Origin of the sequence: Flavihumibacter fluminis (assembly GCF_021491375.1) — a bacterium.
GTDB classification, from domain to species: Bacteria; Bacteroidota; Bacteroidia; order Chitinophagales; family Chitinophagaceae; genus Flavihumibacter; species Flavihumibacter fluminis.
In genome coordinates, this window is record NZ_JAKEVY010000002.1 from 124241 (window position 1) to 139784 (window position 15544).

Below are 15544 nucleotides of genomic sequence, written 5' to 3' on the forward strand. Positions count from 1 at the left end.
TTAATATTTTGCCGGTTGATTGGATGCTGGCAGGCTCTGCTTAATGAATTGACGGATGTCTTCATTGCTGCTCGCCAGGTCTTCTTTTCTAAGATACATCATATGTCCGCTCCGATATCCTTTAAAACTCATTCGGTTCGTAAATCTTCCGGCGGCATCGAGTTGCCAAAGATTGTATTTCGCATTAAAATAATCACAGGCGCCATCATAATATCCCGATTGCACCATCACATGCAGATAAGGATTCATGGCCATTGCTTTGCGCAGGTCTTCACCGGTTTGATCATTGCTGCGATCCCAGGGTGAAACATTCCCAAATACATTGTATTTGAAATCCGTTTTGTATTTCAGTGTTTCTCTCAAGTACATATTGATGGGTGGAGTAAAAGAATGTAACCAGGAGTTTAATTCGGCATTGTAATCCGGGCGATCTCCTGCCTCTTTTCGGTCTATGCCCAGGTAGCGGGAATCCAGCCGGCCAATTGTAAATCCTTTGTCTCGCATCAACTCCTTCCAGAAATAAGTGACAGGCAGATCCAGGTTATGCTGCAACCAAACCTGTTCAGCAATGCCGGAGTAGTTCGCCATTCTCGCAGCTATCTTTTTTTTCTCCGCAGGGCTGAGTTGTCCGCCTCTGTGGATTGCGGGTAATACTTCACGCATGGTAAATTCTTCCACTTCGGGAAGTACCTGCAGCAGATCTTTTTGTTGAAGTTCTACCGGCAATTTTTTATGATACCAAGCTGTGGCTGCATAATAGGGCAGCCGCAGCGCAGCATCGGTGGCAGTTCCTCTTTCAATACCCAGTTCAGTGGGAGATACCAGGATCACACCATTCAGGTAAATCCATTGTGATTCCTGCAATTCACGTGCGAGTCCGGATACCCGGGTAGTGCCATAACTTTCTCCAATCAGGTATTTGGGGGATGCCCATCTTTGGTAACGGGATAGAAAACTGTTAATCCATCCCGCCAGGTATTTGATGTCTGCCTGCACACCAAAGAAGGTCGACTTGGGAACAGTGGAATCCACGATCCTGGAGAAGCCCGTATTTACCGGGTCAATGAACACGATATCTGCCACATCCAGGATGCTGTGGGGATTGTCCTTGAATCCATAAGGCTGAAGCGGATAGCCTTCGTCGTCGATATGCAGGATCTTGGGGCCTGTAAAGGCCAGGTGCATCCATACGGAAGCAGACCCCGGGCCTCCATTAAATGAAAATATCAGTGGCCGGTTGGCTCTGTCTTTTATATCAGTTCGCTCATAATAAGTGTAAAAGAGTCCGGCTATTGCTTTTTCCTGTTCATTCCATACCGGTAAAGTGCCTGCAATTGCCTTATATGTAATTTTCTGGCCTTTTACCTGAACTTCTTGTGGAGTTACAATACTCGTATCAGGATTAAAAATTAAATTATTCCTGGATTGTGCAACGGTAGCTATACTTAGTTGTGTCAACAAGCTAACCAGAACGAATGCTTTTATCATATTCCCATGTTTGCAGTATGAATGTAAAACTATTTAGGGTAATCTTTTTCACCCTGATGGTTCCTCTCTGCATGCTATTTTGCCTGCAAAGCCATGCGCAAACGAAGAATCCATTTTGGCAACATAAATATGATAGTACCCTTGGAATGAACCGTCCGCTTTTCATTGGCTTTAGTTATATGCGGATTGGATACAAAACCAACGGGCATCCTTTTTTTCTTACAGACAGCCTGCTGGCTTGCACTCTCAGTTACAATAAAACCATCTATCGCAATTTACCAGTTCAGCTGGATATTCATCAGCCTGCGCTTGTTACGAATGATGGTAGTAATAATCTGATTTCATTAATTACGGAGCAGGTGGATTCACTGCAAATTGCAGGGAGGTATTTTTTTCCGGTCATACAGGTAGTGGATGGGAGGGCGGTTAATGAATTGATGGAACTGGTAGAAAGAGGACCCATTACTTTGTATAAAAGGCATCGTAAGGTATTACAGAAGCCATCCGGACCGGATGCAAATGTTTTACCTGCATTCAAAGATCGACCTGAATGGCTAGTCAAATCTGCCACTGGATGGAACTGGATAGAAACTGAAAAACAGCTCCTGCAACTGGCACCAGCGCAGTCAGAAGAAATCAAAAGCCTGATCAGAAAAAACCGATGGTCTTTCAGGAAGAATCCGGATCAACTCATCCGATCGGTTGTTCACTATATAAATAGTACGCTTTAAAGCAGCAGTATGAAACAGTTCCTCTTGTTTATTGGATGTTTTTTACTGCTGCAACTACCAGGTACTGGTCAGGAAAAGAACCGCTATTCTGGTACCTATTCGCTTTCCTTTCCTCAACTGATACAGCTGATAGAAACTAAGGAAAAGATCCGGATATTTTATCCGCCTGGTGAACTGGATACACTGCAGGTACTGCTCACCGTTAGTGATCTCACCAAAATTCAATTATTGGATCAATTGCTGGGCAAGCGGGGTTGGTTTGTAGCTGAGGATACTGACGGATCTGTATACCTTTCAAAGGGCAAACCGGTACTGACTCAGTTTCCGGGAACAGGTCAAGCAGCCATAATCCCCAAACAGCCAGAACTTCCTGAAAAGGAAGTATTGCCTGTAGAAAACAGGTTGATTACCATTGGAGATGTTGATAAGAATCCCGCCGGATCAACTGTAGTATTATCTGGCTATATAAAAGCAGCTTCCTCTGGCGAAGGACTGGCAACTGCTGAAGTTCTTGCAGCCGGTAAATCCAAAACTGTTTATACGGATGTGTATGGTTACTATTCCATCGTACTTCCAAGAGGCAGATACCTGTTGAAGATTAACAGTGCGGGTATGCAATCAACCCAGCGACAGGTGCAGCTCAACCAGAATGGAAGGCTGGATATTGAACTGCAGGAGGCAATTAAAAGTTTACAGGCTGTAGTTGTAACAGCAGAAAAAAGTTCTGTTACCCGTAGCCTGCAGGTAGGAGCAAGCCGGCTCAATATTCAAACCATTAAACAGGTCCCGGTTATTTTTGGGGAAACGGATGTATTAAGAGTGGTATTGTCACTACCCGGTGTTACTTCAGTAGGTGAAGCTTCCAATGGCTTTAATGTTCGGGGTGGAACAGCCGATCAGAACCTGATCCTGCTGGGTGATGCTACCGTATTTAATCCTACGCATCTCTTTGGTTTCTTTTCTGCATTTCATCCAGACCTGGTTAAACAGGTAGAATTATACAAAGCCAGTATTCCTGAAAAATTTGGTGGCAGATTATCCTCTGTTCTTGATATAACCTTGCAGGATGGTAATGCAAAAAAATGGACAGGCAATGCAGGAATTGGTCCGCTTACCAGTTCATTGAGCATAGGCGGACCTATTAAAAAAGAGAAAGCAACCCTTTCTTTGGGAGCCCGAACCAGTTACTCCAACTGGATCATGAACCAATTGCCTGATAAGGCATTCAGACAAAGCAGGGCTTCTTTTTATGATATCAACCTGCGTACTGCTTTTAACCTTAATAAAAAAAACACACTCTATCTGACCGGGTACCTGAGCGAGGATGCTTTCCGGTTTAACCGTGATACCAGTTTTCAATATGGAAACAGAAACCTGAATATTAAATGGAAACATCAGTTCAACGCCCTGCTTTCCGGAACATTTACAATTGGTACGGATCATTACCAATACCAGGTTGAAAGTGCAACCAACCAGGTGAATGCCTTCCGGTTAAGGTATGCTATCAATCAGCAATTTTTCCGGTCTGATTTCAATTGGCTCCTGAATGATAAACACCAGCTCAACGCAGGTTTGCAATCCACCTACTACAGTTTGCAGCCAGGCAATTATGACCCTCTTGGAACTTCTTCCCTGGTGCAACCCAAAAAATTGAACCGGGAGCAGGCATTGGAAACTGCTATCTACCTGGGGGATCAGTATCGTATCAATTCCAATTTATCTATAAGTGCTGGAGTCAGGTGGAATCTGTTTCAGCATTTTGGTCCGGGTACAGAGTTTAAATACCTGCCGGGGCAACCCAAAGATACCACTACCATCATCGATACACTGCAATACCGAAAAGGTGAAACCATACAGCGCTGGACTGCACCCGAATGGCGACTGAGCATGCGCTATCTGCTCACAGAAAACAGTTCGATAAAAGCAAGCTTTACCACAACAAGGCAATTCCTGCACATGTTATCGAATACAGTTACTATTTCACCTACTGATATCTGGAAGTTGAGTGATCAGCATATTCGTCCGCAGGAAGGCTGGCAGTTATCAGCAGGTTATTATCGAAGTTTTGCTTCCAATAAATGGGAAGCTTCTATTGAAGTTTATTTTAAAAGAATTGCAAACTATCTCGATTTTAAAAGTGGTGCCCGCCTGCTTCTCAATGAACATCTTGAAACTGATTTGATCAATACAAGGGGTAAGGCCTATGGCGCGGAATTTTTACTGAAAAAACCGGACGGCAGATTGAATGGCTGGTTCAGTTATACCTACTCACGGATTTTGCTCAAACAGGATGATCCATTGGCGGGAGAGTTGATTAATAGGGGCAACTATTATCCGGGCAATGCTGATCGCCCGCACAATATGAACCTGATTGCGAACTATCGGTTTTCACACCGGTTGAGTTTGTCCTGGAATCTGATTTTTACTTCAGGCAGACCGATAACCTTACCGATAGCAGTTTTCAACCAGGGTGGTGTAACCGGATTGATCTATTCTGACAGAAATGAATACAGGATCCCGAATTATTTTCGGTCCGATATTTCTTTTACCATTGAGGGCAATCACAAAGTGAATCAACGATTCCATAATGCCTGGTCAGTAGGAGCCTATAATATCACCGCCAGGGAGAATCCTTATTCTGTTTATTATGTTCAGGAACAGGGTACTATCAATGGCTATCAGCTGTCCATTTTTGGTACGATCATTCCCTTTGTATCCTATAAAATAAAATTTTAAAGATGCGGTCCTCCTTGCTATATAACTATTTGCTGGTGTTCCTGCTGAGTGCGATGGCCTGCAGGAAACCCTATATAGCCCCCGTGCAGCAGCAACCCAACCAATTCCTGGTGGTAGATGGACTGATCAATGCTTCTCCAGGTGGTGTGTCACGGTTTACCTTGTCCTTTTCAAAGAGTCTGGGAGATACCACGCTTCAATACCCGGTGAACAATGCAGAACTCAGGATTGAAGGCACGGATGGATCAATATATAGGCTGGAGGCATTAAATGATTCAGGTGTTTATATAAGTGCTCCCCTGCAACTTTCTGCTGCGAACAACTATCGGTTGCTTATTCGCACTGCAGATAACCGTTCCTATCGGTCTGCATTTGAAAGGGTGTTGATTGCACCGGAAATTGATAGTATCGCCTGGGAAGCAAACCCTGATCTGAACTTTTTTCTCTATACAAAGGATCCCTCCAATCAACAGCAATATTACCGGTGGGAATTTGAAGAAACCTATCAGACAACGGCACAAAATCCTTCCTTCTGGGCAGTAGTAAATGGGAGAATTGTGGAAGCAGATGCCACCAATCAGACGGCTTCCTGCTGGATCACGGATCCTTCAAAAGAACTGCTGATAGGAACAACAACCGGACTTTCATCTGCTGTTGTATTCAAGGCTCCTTTGCATACGATCTCTAAACCCGATAAGCGGTTGTCCATCCGCTACAGCATGTTGGTAAGGCAGTATGCCATCACGCCGGAAGCGTATCGTTATTACAGATTAATGAAACAGAATTCCGAAGAGCTGGGTGGTATTTTTGATCCGCTTCCTTCACAATTAAATGGGAATATACAATCTGACTCAGATCCAGAGGAGCCGGTGATTGGCTACATTGCTGTAGGGCAAACTACCGAGAAGAGAATATTTGTTAATAACCAGGAGTTGGATAACTGGCCACTTATTACAACCGGATATGATTGCAGTGTGCGGAATGTTCCCTCTAACCCGACTGATTTTACCATTTTTAATTACTCGGATCCGGAATATGGATTCTGGTATTTTTCAAGTGGGCAACCACCCGGACTAGTACTAAGTAAAAAGCTTTGCCTGGATTGTCGCTTATCAGGAGGCACCAATCAAAAACCTTCATTTTGGTAAACCATGTGTATCCGCTTTCTATACTTGTTTCTGTTGACGGTATTATATAACAACGCCGATGCACAGCGCGCACATCCTGAAAGGATTTTTGCACAAACCGACAGGTCGCTTTATTTGTCGGGGGAATCTCTTTTTTTCAGTATTCTGGTACTGGAAGGAGAAACCAATACTGCCGCACAAAAAAGCAGGGTGGTGCAGGTTGAACTGATTAATGATCAAAAAAAATCCCTTCTACAAAAACTTGTACTGTTAGATGAGGGTAGAGGCGCAGGCAGTTTCTCTATTCCTGATTCCATGGCATCAGGTGCCTGTGAATTAAGAATCTATTCTTCATGGATGAAGAATTGGGGTGAACAAAGTTTTTACCGTCAATCCATTTGGGTACTCAATCCCTATGATACCAGTTATTTTGGTCAGCATGCTGGCAGGTGGACAGAGAATCCTTCTTCAATACCGGTTGCAGACATTCAGCTTGATAAGGCACACTATTCCAAAAGATCATTGGTGGCTGGCTCATTACCGGTGGATGAAGAAAATCCTTTTATTGCACTCACCGTTTCCGTGCTTCCTTTGGAGGAAGTTATTGTTCCTGTCAATTCAATAAGTGCCCAACAAGAACCGATTCAATCGGAGCAGGTTGTTTACCTGCCAGAGTGGGAGGGACCTTTGTTCCAGGCACGTATCATGGATGCTGTAACCGGGCAGCCAATTGAAAATCAGCTGGTGACCCTGGTGCAACCTGGAACCTCCTTTGTGCTCAATGTTGGCAAAACCAACCGGCAGGGGATAAGTTGGTTCAATCCCGGACCTGCACTCCAAAAAGGGGATCTCATTATTCAGCAAGTGGGTGCTGCAACTAACAGACGAACCGCCACTATAGAAATGCTTCCGGTTTTTGTGCCTGCTGAAAAATTTGAGGCAGGCCCCTTTCCGGAATTAACGAAAGCCCATCATGAATTATTCCGGCAACGATTTGTACAGTTGCAATTACAAGAACTACTTTTTCCTAAAGAATCGGATTCAGCACTGGAGAAAGATTCATTTCAGCTGGGTAAACCGGATACCAGGTATCAGCTTGATCAGTATATCCGCTTTAAGACCATGCAGGAGATCTTTAGGGAGTATATCAGTGAAGTACGGGTAAGGGTTCAGGATAGCAGTTATCAGATACGCATACGTAATAAGTGGATCCCGGGATTTTTTGAAACAGATCCATTGATTTTAATTGATGGGATCCCGGTTTGGGATCCTGCCATCCTGATGGAAATGGATCCACAGGAAGTAAAATCCATTGATGTATATACGCAGCGAATACGAATAGGAAATTTAGTAAAAGAAGGGGTGCTGGTGTGCAGGACCTATGCAGGTACCGGCGGGCGATCAGCCATCAGCAAAGATGCCATCATCCTGTCTTTCCCTGGCATCCAACAGGAGCGATTGTTTATTGATCCTGATTATTCAACTCAGCAAACGGGAATGCAGCAGCTTCCGGATCGACGCTCGCTGCTGTATTGGAATCCAGCTCTGGAAAAGAGTAAAACAGGTTCATTCATTCCCTTTCAGTTTTATACATCCGATCAGGCAGGATCTTATAAAGTACTTATCAGGGGTATTGATAAAAGGCACAGGTCCTTTGAGCAAGTGGCCGTTTTTGAGGTGAAATAGTCGTTGGATATCATCCCGAAAATTCGCTGAAATCCTTTCCTGTAGCTGGTTTTAGTATTTCTTTAAGAGGTTTAAAGTAAGTAAAATCAATAAAACTTGGCTTGCAGTAAAGGGAATGCCGTTCTATTTTTGCTGTATCCCTTCCGATTGCTACTTCCATAGTCAACTATTGCTACCATCTCCGATTGCCGCCGCAAAGAGTTTTTTAAATTATCTAACCGCAAAAAGAATTACAATGAAAAACACAAGTATGAATCTGAAGTCAGTGTTGGCAAGTTTGGCAATCGCTGCGCTGGTGGCTGTATCAACCAATCCTGTTTTGGCTAACACCGAAAAAAGAGTAAACAAAAACCGTGTTCCTGTTGAAGTAAAATACGTTGGTAGCAATAACCAGTCTCCTGTTGTTGAAATCAGTCTCGACAACGAAGAAGGAAAAGAAATAACTGTTCAACTCAGAGACCTCGACGGATATGTTCTGTACACCGCAACTACCTCTGAAAAGAAAATTACCCGCAAATTCCAGATTGATAACTCCAGCCTGGAGCCAATTCAACTGAAAGTTGCTATAACCATTAATGGTAAAGTTCAAACCGAGGTTTTCCAGATTAATCGGAACCGTACAGTAGTTGAAGATGTTGTAGTTTCTAAATTATAATATCAAGTGTAGGGTTAACCTTTAATTTTTTTGGGGCTTCCGGGCCCCTTTTTGTATTTTAGGAAAATGAAAAATTTCCTTCAACGATGCCTGCCAGCGCTGCTGATCCTGATCTGCAGTGCCGGTTTTTCACAATTGCGACTCCCCGCTATTCTTCAATCCGGTATGGTTCTTCAGCAAAAAGACTCTGTCAATCTTTGGGGTTGGGCTGGTCCGGGTGAAAAAGTAACAGTAACTACCGGTTGGGATAAAAAGCAATATGAAACAACCGCGTCCGACCTGGCAAGATGGATACTCAAAGTAAAAACTCCTGCCGCAGGAGGTCCTTATTCCATCACCATCACCAGCAGAAATACGATCGTACTGGAAGATGTGTTGATTGGAGAAGTCTGGGTGTGCTCAGGGCAGTCCAATATGGAGTGGAGTTTTTACAACGGCGTGAAGGATATCGCGCCGGAATTTCCAACAGCAGCCAATGCTTCCATTCGCCTCTTTCACGTAAATAAAACCGGCGCTGATTTTCCACAGGATGACCTGAAAGCTTCATGGGCAAAAGCCGATTCCAACCAGTTGAAATCCTTCAGTGCCGTGGGGTATTTCTTTGGAAAAAATCTCCATGAAAAACTGAATGTTCCTATAGGTTTGATCAATGTCAGCTGGGGTGGAACACCTGCTGAGGCCTGGACACCGGAGGCAGTGGTTACTGCTGATCCCCAACTCAAAGCAGCAGCAGCAAAACTGAAAAAAGTGGCCTGGTGGCCAACTGCCCCTGCGCAAGCTTATAATGGAATGATTGCACCTATTACCCTTCATGGAATCGCAGGTGTGATCTGGTACCAGGGAGAAAGTAATACCGGCACCTATTCCACCTACCGGCAATTGTTTACCAGCATGATCGACAGCTGGCGGGCTGCATGGAAAAAAGACCTGCCTTTTTATTATGTTCAGATAGCACCGTTTAAATATGGAACTACCGGTATCGGCGCACTTTTGCGCGAGGCCCAGGCTGCAGCAGCCTCTCATCCCAATACAGGCATGGTTGTTATAACAGACCTGGTAGATACAGTTACTGATATTCACCCTTCCAGGAAAAAGCCCGTGGGCACCCGGCTTGCCAATTATGCACTTGCATCTACGTATAACTTGCCAATTGCAGACTACAGGAGTCCGGAGTACAGTTCATCTGCTATTGAAAAAGGCAAAATCCTCGTGAAGTTCAACTATGCAGAAAAAGGAATCCGTATGAAGGGTGCCAATCCGGAGGGCTGGTTAATCTCTGATATCAATGGTACCAACTGGCTCGTACCCAAAGTGAAAATTGAAAAAAATAATGTAATTCTCTGGCATCCGGATCTTAAAAATCCCATGTTCGTACGATATGGTTTTGGAAATACCAGCATCGGAAATATGGAGTCAGCTGCAGGGCTACCACTTGCACCATTCCGGACGGATCATTTCCCCATTGAACAGATTCCTGAAAATTAAAAGTAGCAACCATGTTACGTCTGCTCTTCTTTGCTCTTGCCTCCCTGCTGTTTATCAACAGTCACGCTCAAACGAAAAAGGAATTCTATGAGCTGAGAATATACCGTTATGAAACCCAGGAACAGAAAGCTGCCATTCTCCGATATGCGGAAGAAGCCCTGTTACCTGCCTTACATAGGTCGAAAATCAAGAATATCGGGGTGCTTGAACCTAGTCCGGCTGATACCATCAGCCCCCCCGCCATCTATATTATTCTGCCTGTCAGTTCTGTTCAGTCGGCTGCTGATTTGAGTGCGCGACTTGAAAAAGATGCAGTTTACCAAAACTCAGCTGCATTTTTTATCAATGCACCTTTTGATAAGCCACCTTTTACCCGGCTTGAAACGGTCTGGATGAAGTCCTTCATGCTGGCTCCTCCTCTTCAGACGCCGGTTTTTTCTACCGAACGCCAAAACCGGATTTATGAATTACGAAACTATGAATCGGCTACAGTAGACCGTTATAAAAGCAAGGTGCATATGTTCAATGAAGGAGGCGAAATTGAGCTGTTTAAAGAACTAAATTTCAATGCTGCTTTTTATGGTGAAGTAATTACTGGTAGCCGGATGCCGAATTTTTATTACCTGACCTGTTTCGAAAATTTTGCTTCCCGCGAAGCGCATTGGAAAGCGTTTTTCAGTCATCCCAAGTGGAAGGAAATGCTTGCAAAAGACATGTATAAAAATAATGTGTCGAAAGCAGGAATACATTTATTACGACCGGCTGCCTGTAGCGACTGGTAAGAATCACAGCGAATATTTATAAACAGATATATCGGTTCCTTTTACTGTCCGTATTTCTGTATGCCTGCAAAATTCATGGAGCGACTCTAACAATTCCCTTGCGGCCAAACGGTGTGGGGTAGTCAGTAATACAGTGGATCCCTGGTTCAAATAATGTCGTATGAGTCTTTCAACAGCAGCCTGGTCTTCTGTGTTGTAATTCGTATCGCTTAGCAAAACCAGGTCAGCATCCCAATCAGGTAATCCATCCCTCCAATTGTAAAGGGCAGCCTTCATATTGGTAAACCTGTTGGCAAGTATGGATTTGTTGATGTTATTAACTGGCTCTTCCAGGTAATCGGATGCAATTACAGATTCAGCTCCGTTAGCAGCCAGGAGAGAAGGTAGTCCAAGTCCGGCTGCAAATTCAATTACCTTTTTTTGATTGAATAATTCAGGGTGTTCATCCAGGTATTCAGTCATCGCCCAAGCCGATGGCCAGATTCGTGCCCAATATGGAAATTCATTTTTTTTGCCTTCGGCTACTGATTGCTGATAGTTCAGCCGGATACCTTCCTCATCCGGTATTGCTATCAGGATACTTCCGGATGTATATGCCAGTTGCTGAAGGGTTGGAGATAACTTGTTTTCAGGCATACCGGAAATTATTGAGTGATATTCTGTTGAGTGGAAGCCCTCACATGCAATTGAACTGGTAAGACAATTTTTTCAGGTGTGAAGGATTTATGCTTGTTCTCAATTCGTTCAATCAGCAATATGGCTGCTCTTTTTCCCATTTCAAATGCATCCTGTACCATTGTAGTCAGGGCGGGAGAAAAAAGCTCAGGGGCATTAAAATTGCTGAAACCTGCCAATACAATGTCCTCCGGAATTTTTTTACCCGTTCTTCGTAAATATTGAAAACTGGATTGTGTCATCCGATCGCTGGCAGCCAGTATGGCATCTGGCGGTTGCGGTAATGTAAATAATGCATCCAGCGCCTGTTCCACTTCTGCAACAATAGCACCGCCATGTGCACACTGTTTCAGTAAGGTTTCGTCAATAGCTAAACCTGCTTCCTTATAGGCTCGTCGGTAGCCTGTCAGTCGCTCTTGCGTCATTGCGAGATGAGTCGGACTTGTAATATGAGCAATGCGCCGGTAACCCTGGTCAAGCAGGTGTTTGGTCAGTTCAAATGCACCTCCCTCATTATCAGATTGTACAATATGAGTAGGAAGTCCCTCACAAATCCTGTCAAAAAATACGATGGGCAATCCGCGTTCATGATAGGGTTCCAGGTGTTTGACATCCCTGGTTTCGGTTGACACAGAAATCAGCAGGCCATCAATCGCGCGCATGGTAAGATGGTCCAGGGCTTTTTTTTCATTTTCCAATGATTCATTGGTTTGCGTGATGATCACCAGGTATCCTTTGGAAGAAGCAACGGACTCGATTCCATTGATGACTTCACCCAAAAAACTATTGGGGATGGTGCATAATACCAGGCCAATACATCTGCTGTTTTTATTCTTCAGGCTCTGGGCCAGCAGGTTGGGGCGATATTTATGCTCCCTGGCATAAGCCAGCACTTTTTCCCTAACGGGTTCAGATATCTGGTAACTCCCTTTAAGTGCCCTTGAAACAGTAGAGTACGAAAGATTCAGCGCTTTCGCAATATCTTTTATAGTAATCGATTGAATATTCACTAGTTTTTCTATAGTATATTTAAAGAATATTGCTCGCCTAAAATTACAATCAATGGGGAATAGCACCGGAACTAATTTTGCCGTACGTGTTTCTCTTATCGCTGCACTGGGTGGTTTTCTTTTTGGCTTTGAAACTGCCGTTATCTCTGGTGCAGAAAAAACAATTCAGTCGTTGTGGAACCTGAGTTCAGGATGGCAGGGATTTACAGTTGCCTCCAGCCTGATCGGAACCGTAATCGGCTCACTGATTGCAGGCATGCCTGCACAGCGTTATGGAAGAAAAAAAGTACTGCTTGTTATCGCATTTTTATACCTGTTATCTGCGATTGGATGTTCCCTTACTTCCATTTGGGAATTATTCATTTTGTTTCGCTTTATAGGCGGATTGGCAGTAGGTGCTTCTTCTGTGGTAGGCCCCATGTATATTTCTGAAATCGCGCCTGCCGAAATCCGGGGAAGACTGGCAGGTTCTTTTCAACTGAATATCGTTGCAGGTATTTTCGTAGCCTACCTCACAAATTTTTTGTTTGTTGGTATGGGTGAAGATTCCTGGAGATGGATGCTTGGGGTGATGGTGGTTCCTTCTCTGCTTTTTGCTATTTTGTTGCGAAGCATACCTGAAAGTCCGCGCTGGTTATGGATCAACGGAAAGCCGGAAGAAGCAAAAAAAATCTTTGAGCGAACCGGTGATCTGCAGGCTGTTGCAGAGATACAGGAAGAAACCAGCAGTGATATCAGCCCGGTTCCGGAAAAACTGTTTACATCGAAATTCAGAAAGCCCATTTTGTTTGCTGTACTGCTTGCGATGTTCAATCAACTGGCTGGCATCAATGCAATTTTATATTACGCTCCACGCATTTTTGAAATGGCAGGATTTTCCCAGGCCGATGCCTACTTACAACCTGTTTATATTGGAGCTGCCAACCTGCTGTTTACCTTGCTGGCCATGACCATGATTGATCGGTTTGGCAGAAAAAAACTTCTCATTATCGGTTCATTGGGAATGATCCTGTTTTTAGGACTGACAGCAATGGCTTTCAAAGGTGATATGGCAGGAAATCAACTGGTGTTGATTTACCTGATCGGCTTTATTGCATTCTTTGCTTTTTCACAGGGGGCTGTGATCTGGGTTTTCATTGCTGAGATTTTCCCGAACTCGGTGCGTTCCCAGGGAGGATCATTGGGCAGTTTCACACATTGGATCATGGCAGCTATTATATCCTGGACCTTCCCGATTATTGTGGAAGGGAGTCCGCAAGGTGGTTATTACTCCTTTCTGTTTTACACCGTGATGATGGTATTGCACCTGATTTTTGTCGTTCGGTTTCTTCCGGAAACAAAAGGGAAAAGCCTGGAACAGATCCAGCAGGAGCTTGGGATTGAAAAGTAAAAACTTGCTCCGTGAAAACGTTTGCACAATTAAATAGTAAGCGCTATCGGTGTTTTGCTTGCTGAATCCTTAGTTTAGCCAGTAATGCAAAACAGTAAGTGAACGAATGAAAAAGATTGCTTGTCTGGGAGAATTTCTTTTACGGATGTCGCCGGAATTACCTGCTGCCTGGATGCAGCAGGCTTCCATGCCGGTTTACCTCGGTGGAGCCGAGTTCAATGTGGCAGCCGCACTCAGTCATTGGCAGCATCCGGTTAAATATATTTCTGCCCTGCCTGAGAATAGCATGGCGGATGATGTGCTGCTGGAAATGCAGCGCATGGGATTAGATACTTCAGCAATGCAGCGTAGTGGAAATCGTATCGGAATTTATTTTCTTCCCCAGGGTGCTGATCTGAAAAACGCCGGCGTAATTTATGATCGAGCGGGGTCTTCTTTTTCCACACTGCAACCAGGAACCATCGATTGGAAAAACCTGCTTAGCGGTTGTGATCTCTTTCATTTCAGCGCGATTAGTCCCGCCCTGAATGCAAGCGCCGCTACTGTCTGTAAAGAAGCTGTTGAAGCTGCTGCTGCATTAGGAATCACCATCTCCGTTGATCTCAATTACCGGAATAAACTGTGGAAATATGGTACAGCTCCGGCTGAAGTGATGCCGGAATTAATAAAGCATTGCAGTATTGTAATGGGAAATATCTGGTCGGCAGCAGAATTACTCGGAGCGCCACTCGATAAAACATTGATAGCATCACAAACAAAAGCAGCTTATCTACAACAAGCCACAACTACGGCTGCGTATATCCGTGAGTTGGCGCCTTCCTGTACTTGGGTTGCCAATACGTTTCGGTTTGATCAACAGGAAGGGATTCAGTATTACGCAACACTGGACACAAGGCAAAGCCAGCTTGTTTCAAAAGAATGGAAAGTTCAGCATATTATTGACCGGGTTGGCAGTGGCGACTGTTTCATGGCCGGATTACTACACAGTTGGGTACAGCAATCGGATATTGCTGCTGCGGTAAACCTGGCGGCAGCTGCTGCGGTTGGCAAACTGCAGGAAAAAGGCGATTTTACCCGGCAAACCCTTGACTCGATTCATCAAAAAATTGCACAACATGGCTGATCATTCAACTATCTACACCAAACTCAGGGAGCAGGCTGTATTGCCCTTGTTTTATCATCCTGATTATGCTGTTTGTGAGCAAACCATGCAGGCATTGTATGATGGGGGTATCCGGATGGTGGAGTTTACCAACCGGGGAGAGCAGGCCCTGGACCATTTTACGGAACTGATCAAAAAAAGAAATACCAGCTGGCCGGATCTGACCCTGGCAATTGGTACCATCAAAACACCCGCGCAGGCTACTGCTTTTCTAAATGCAGGGGCAGACCTGGTGATTTGTCCGGGTACAGTACAGGCAGTTGGAGAAACCGTACATGCGGCAGGTAAACCCTGGATTCCGGGTGCTATGACCGTTTCAGAAATTTTACTGGCGCAGTCTACCGGTGCGGAGTTCATTAAACTATTCCCTGGAAATCTGCTCGGGCCTTCTTTTATGGCAGGGATCCGGGATATATTTCCTGAGCTCAGTTTTATGCCAACTGGTGGAGTGGAGCTAACGATTGATAATTTGCAGGCCTGGTTCCGGGCGGGAGTAAGCGCAGTTGGATTGGGCAGTAAATTTCTGTCGAAGGAATTGCTGGCCAGTGGTGATTATACGCAGATAACAAAAGATGCCAAACGAGCGCTTGAACTGGTGAAGCAGGTAAAATAAATGT

The 15544-nt window shown here is 44.5% G+C and carries 14 protein-coding genes; 10 read left to right on the forward strand and 4 right to left on the reverse strand.

Annotation, left to right across the window (positions count from 1 at the left end):
* On the reverse strand, positions 1-1488 hold the full coding sequence (locus tag L0U88_RS06725) for a S10 family peptidase (protein ID WP_234864888.1): 1488 nt from the start codon (positions 1486-1488) through the stop codon (positions 1-3).
* On the opposite strand from L0U88_RS06725, the gene L0U88_RS06730 reads away from it, so the two are divergent.
* Genes L0U88_RS06730 through L0U88_RS06745 form a run of 4 tightly spaced genes read left to right on the forward strand, consistent with a single transcriptional unit; the run spans position 1476 to position 7768 of the window.
* Positions 1476-2219 (forward strand): hypothetical protein, encoded by a 744-nt coding sequence (locus L0U88_RS06730; protein ID WP_234864890.1) that lies wholly within the window; start codon positions 1476-1478, stop codon positions 2217-2219. The genes L0U88_RS06725 and L0U88_RS06730 overlap by 13 nt on opposite strands.
* Before the next feature lie 9 nt (positions 2220-2228).
* The gene (locus tag L0U88_RS06735) at positions 2229-4955 is read left to right on the forward strand and encodes a TonB-dependent receptor (protein ID WP_234864892.1); all 2727 of its coding nucleotides are present in this window, start codon (positions 2229-2231) and stop codon (positions 4953-4955) included.
* 2 nt (positions 4956-4957) lie between these two features.
* Positions 4958-6103 (forward strand): DUF4249 domain-containing protein, encoded by a 1146-nt coding sequence (locus L0U88_RS06740; RefSeq protein WP_234864894.1) that lies wholly within the window; start codon positions 4958-4960, stop codon positions 6101-6103.
* Positions 6104-6136: 33 nt separating this feature from the next.
* On the forward strand, positions 6137-7768 hold the full coding sequence (locus L0U88_RS06745; RefSeq protein WP_234864896.1) for a hypothetical protein: 1632 nt from the start codon (positions 6137-6139) through the stop codon (positions 7766-7768).
* A 10-nt stretch (positions 7769-7778) separates the two neighbouring features.
* Here the strand turns inward: L0U88_RS06745 and L0U88_RS06750 are convergent, their stop codons facing one another.
* A complete protein-coding gene (locus L0U88_RS06750) occupies positions 7779-7928 on the reverse strand; it encodes a hypothetical protein (RefSeq protein WP_234864898.1) in 150 nt (49 codons plus the stop codon).
* Positions 7929-8018: 90 nt separating this feature from the next.
* On the opposite strand from L0U88_RS06750, the gene L0U88_RS06755 reads away from it, so the two are divergent.
* The 3 genes from L0U88_RS06755 (at position 8019) to L0U88_RS06765 (ending at position 10690) form a co-directional block, all read left to right on the forward strand.
* A complete protein-coding gene (locus L0U88_RS06755; protein WP_234864899.1) occupies positions 8019-8423 on the forward strand; it encodes a hypothetical protein in 405 nt (134 codons plus the stop codon).
* Between the two features lie 66 nt (positions 8424-8489).
* A complete protein-coding gene (locus L0U88_RS06760) occupies positions 8490-9908 on the forward strand; it encodes a sialate O-acetylesterase (RefSeq protein ID WP_234864900.1) in 1419 nt (472 codons plus the stop codon).
* An 11-nt stretch (positions 9909-9919) separates the two neighbouring features.
* Positions 9920-10690 carry an NIPSNAP family protein gene (locus L0U88_RS06765; protein WP_234864901.1) on the forward strand — a complete coding sequence of 257 codons (771 nt, stop codon included), beginning with the start codon at positions 9920-9922 and terminating at the stop codon, positions 10688-10690.
* 3 nt (positions 10691-10693) lie between these two features.
* On the opposite strand, the gene L0U88_RS06770 is transcribed toward L0U88_RS06765, so the two are convergent.
* Positions 10694-11326: a class I SAM-dependent methyltransferase gene (locus tag L0U88_RS06770; RefSeq protein WP_234864902.1), complete on the reverse strand. Its 633-nt coding sequence runs from the start codon at positions 11324-11326 to the stop codon at positions 10694-10696.
* Positions 11327-11334: 8 nt separating this feature from the next.
* Positions 11335-12375, reverse strand: coding sequence for a LacI family DNA-binding transcriptional regulator (locus L0U88_RS06775; RefSeq protein WP_234864904.1), 1041 nt, complete (start codon positions 12373-12375; stop codon positions 11335-11337).
* Between the two features lie 52 nt (positions 12376-12427).
* Between L0U88_RS06775 and L0U88_RS06780 the strand changes: the two genes are divergently transcribed.
* The 3 genes from L0U88_RS06780 (at position 12428) to L0U88_RS06790 (ending at position 15540) form a co-directional block, all read left to right on the forward strand.
* Positions 12428-13765, forward strand: coding sequence for a sugar porter family MFS transporter (locus L0U88_RS06780; RefSeq protein ID WP_234864906.1), 1338 nt, complete (start codon positions 12428-12430; stop codon positions 13763-13765).
* A 106-nt stretch (positions 13766-13871) separates the two neighbouring features.
* Entirely contained in the window at positions 13872-14888 is a 1017-nt protein-coding gene (locus tag L0U88_RS06785) for a sugar kinase (RefSeq protein ID WP_234864908.1), read from the forward strand.
* The gene (locus L0U88_RS06790) at positions 14881-15540 is read left to right on the forward strand and encodes a beta/alpha barrel domain-containing protein (protein ID WP_234864910.1); all 660 of its coding nucleotides are present in this window, start codon (positions 14881-14883) and stop codon (positions 15538-15540) included. The genes L0U88_RS06785 and L0U88_RS06790 overlap by 8 nt, the downstream gene beginning before the upstream one ends.
* The last annotated feature ends 4 nt before the right edge of the window (positions 15541-15544 follow it).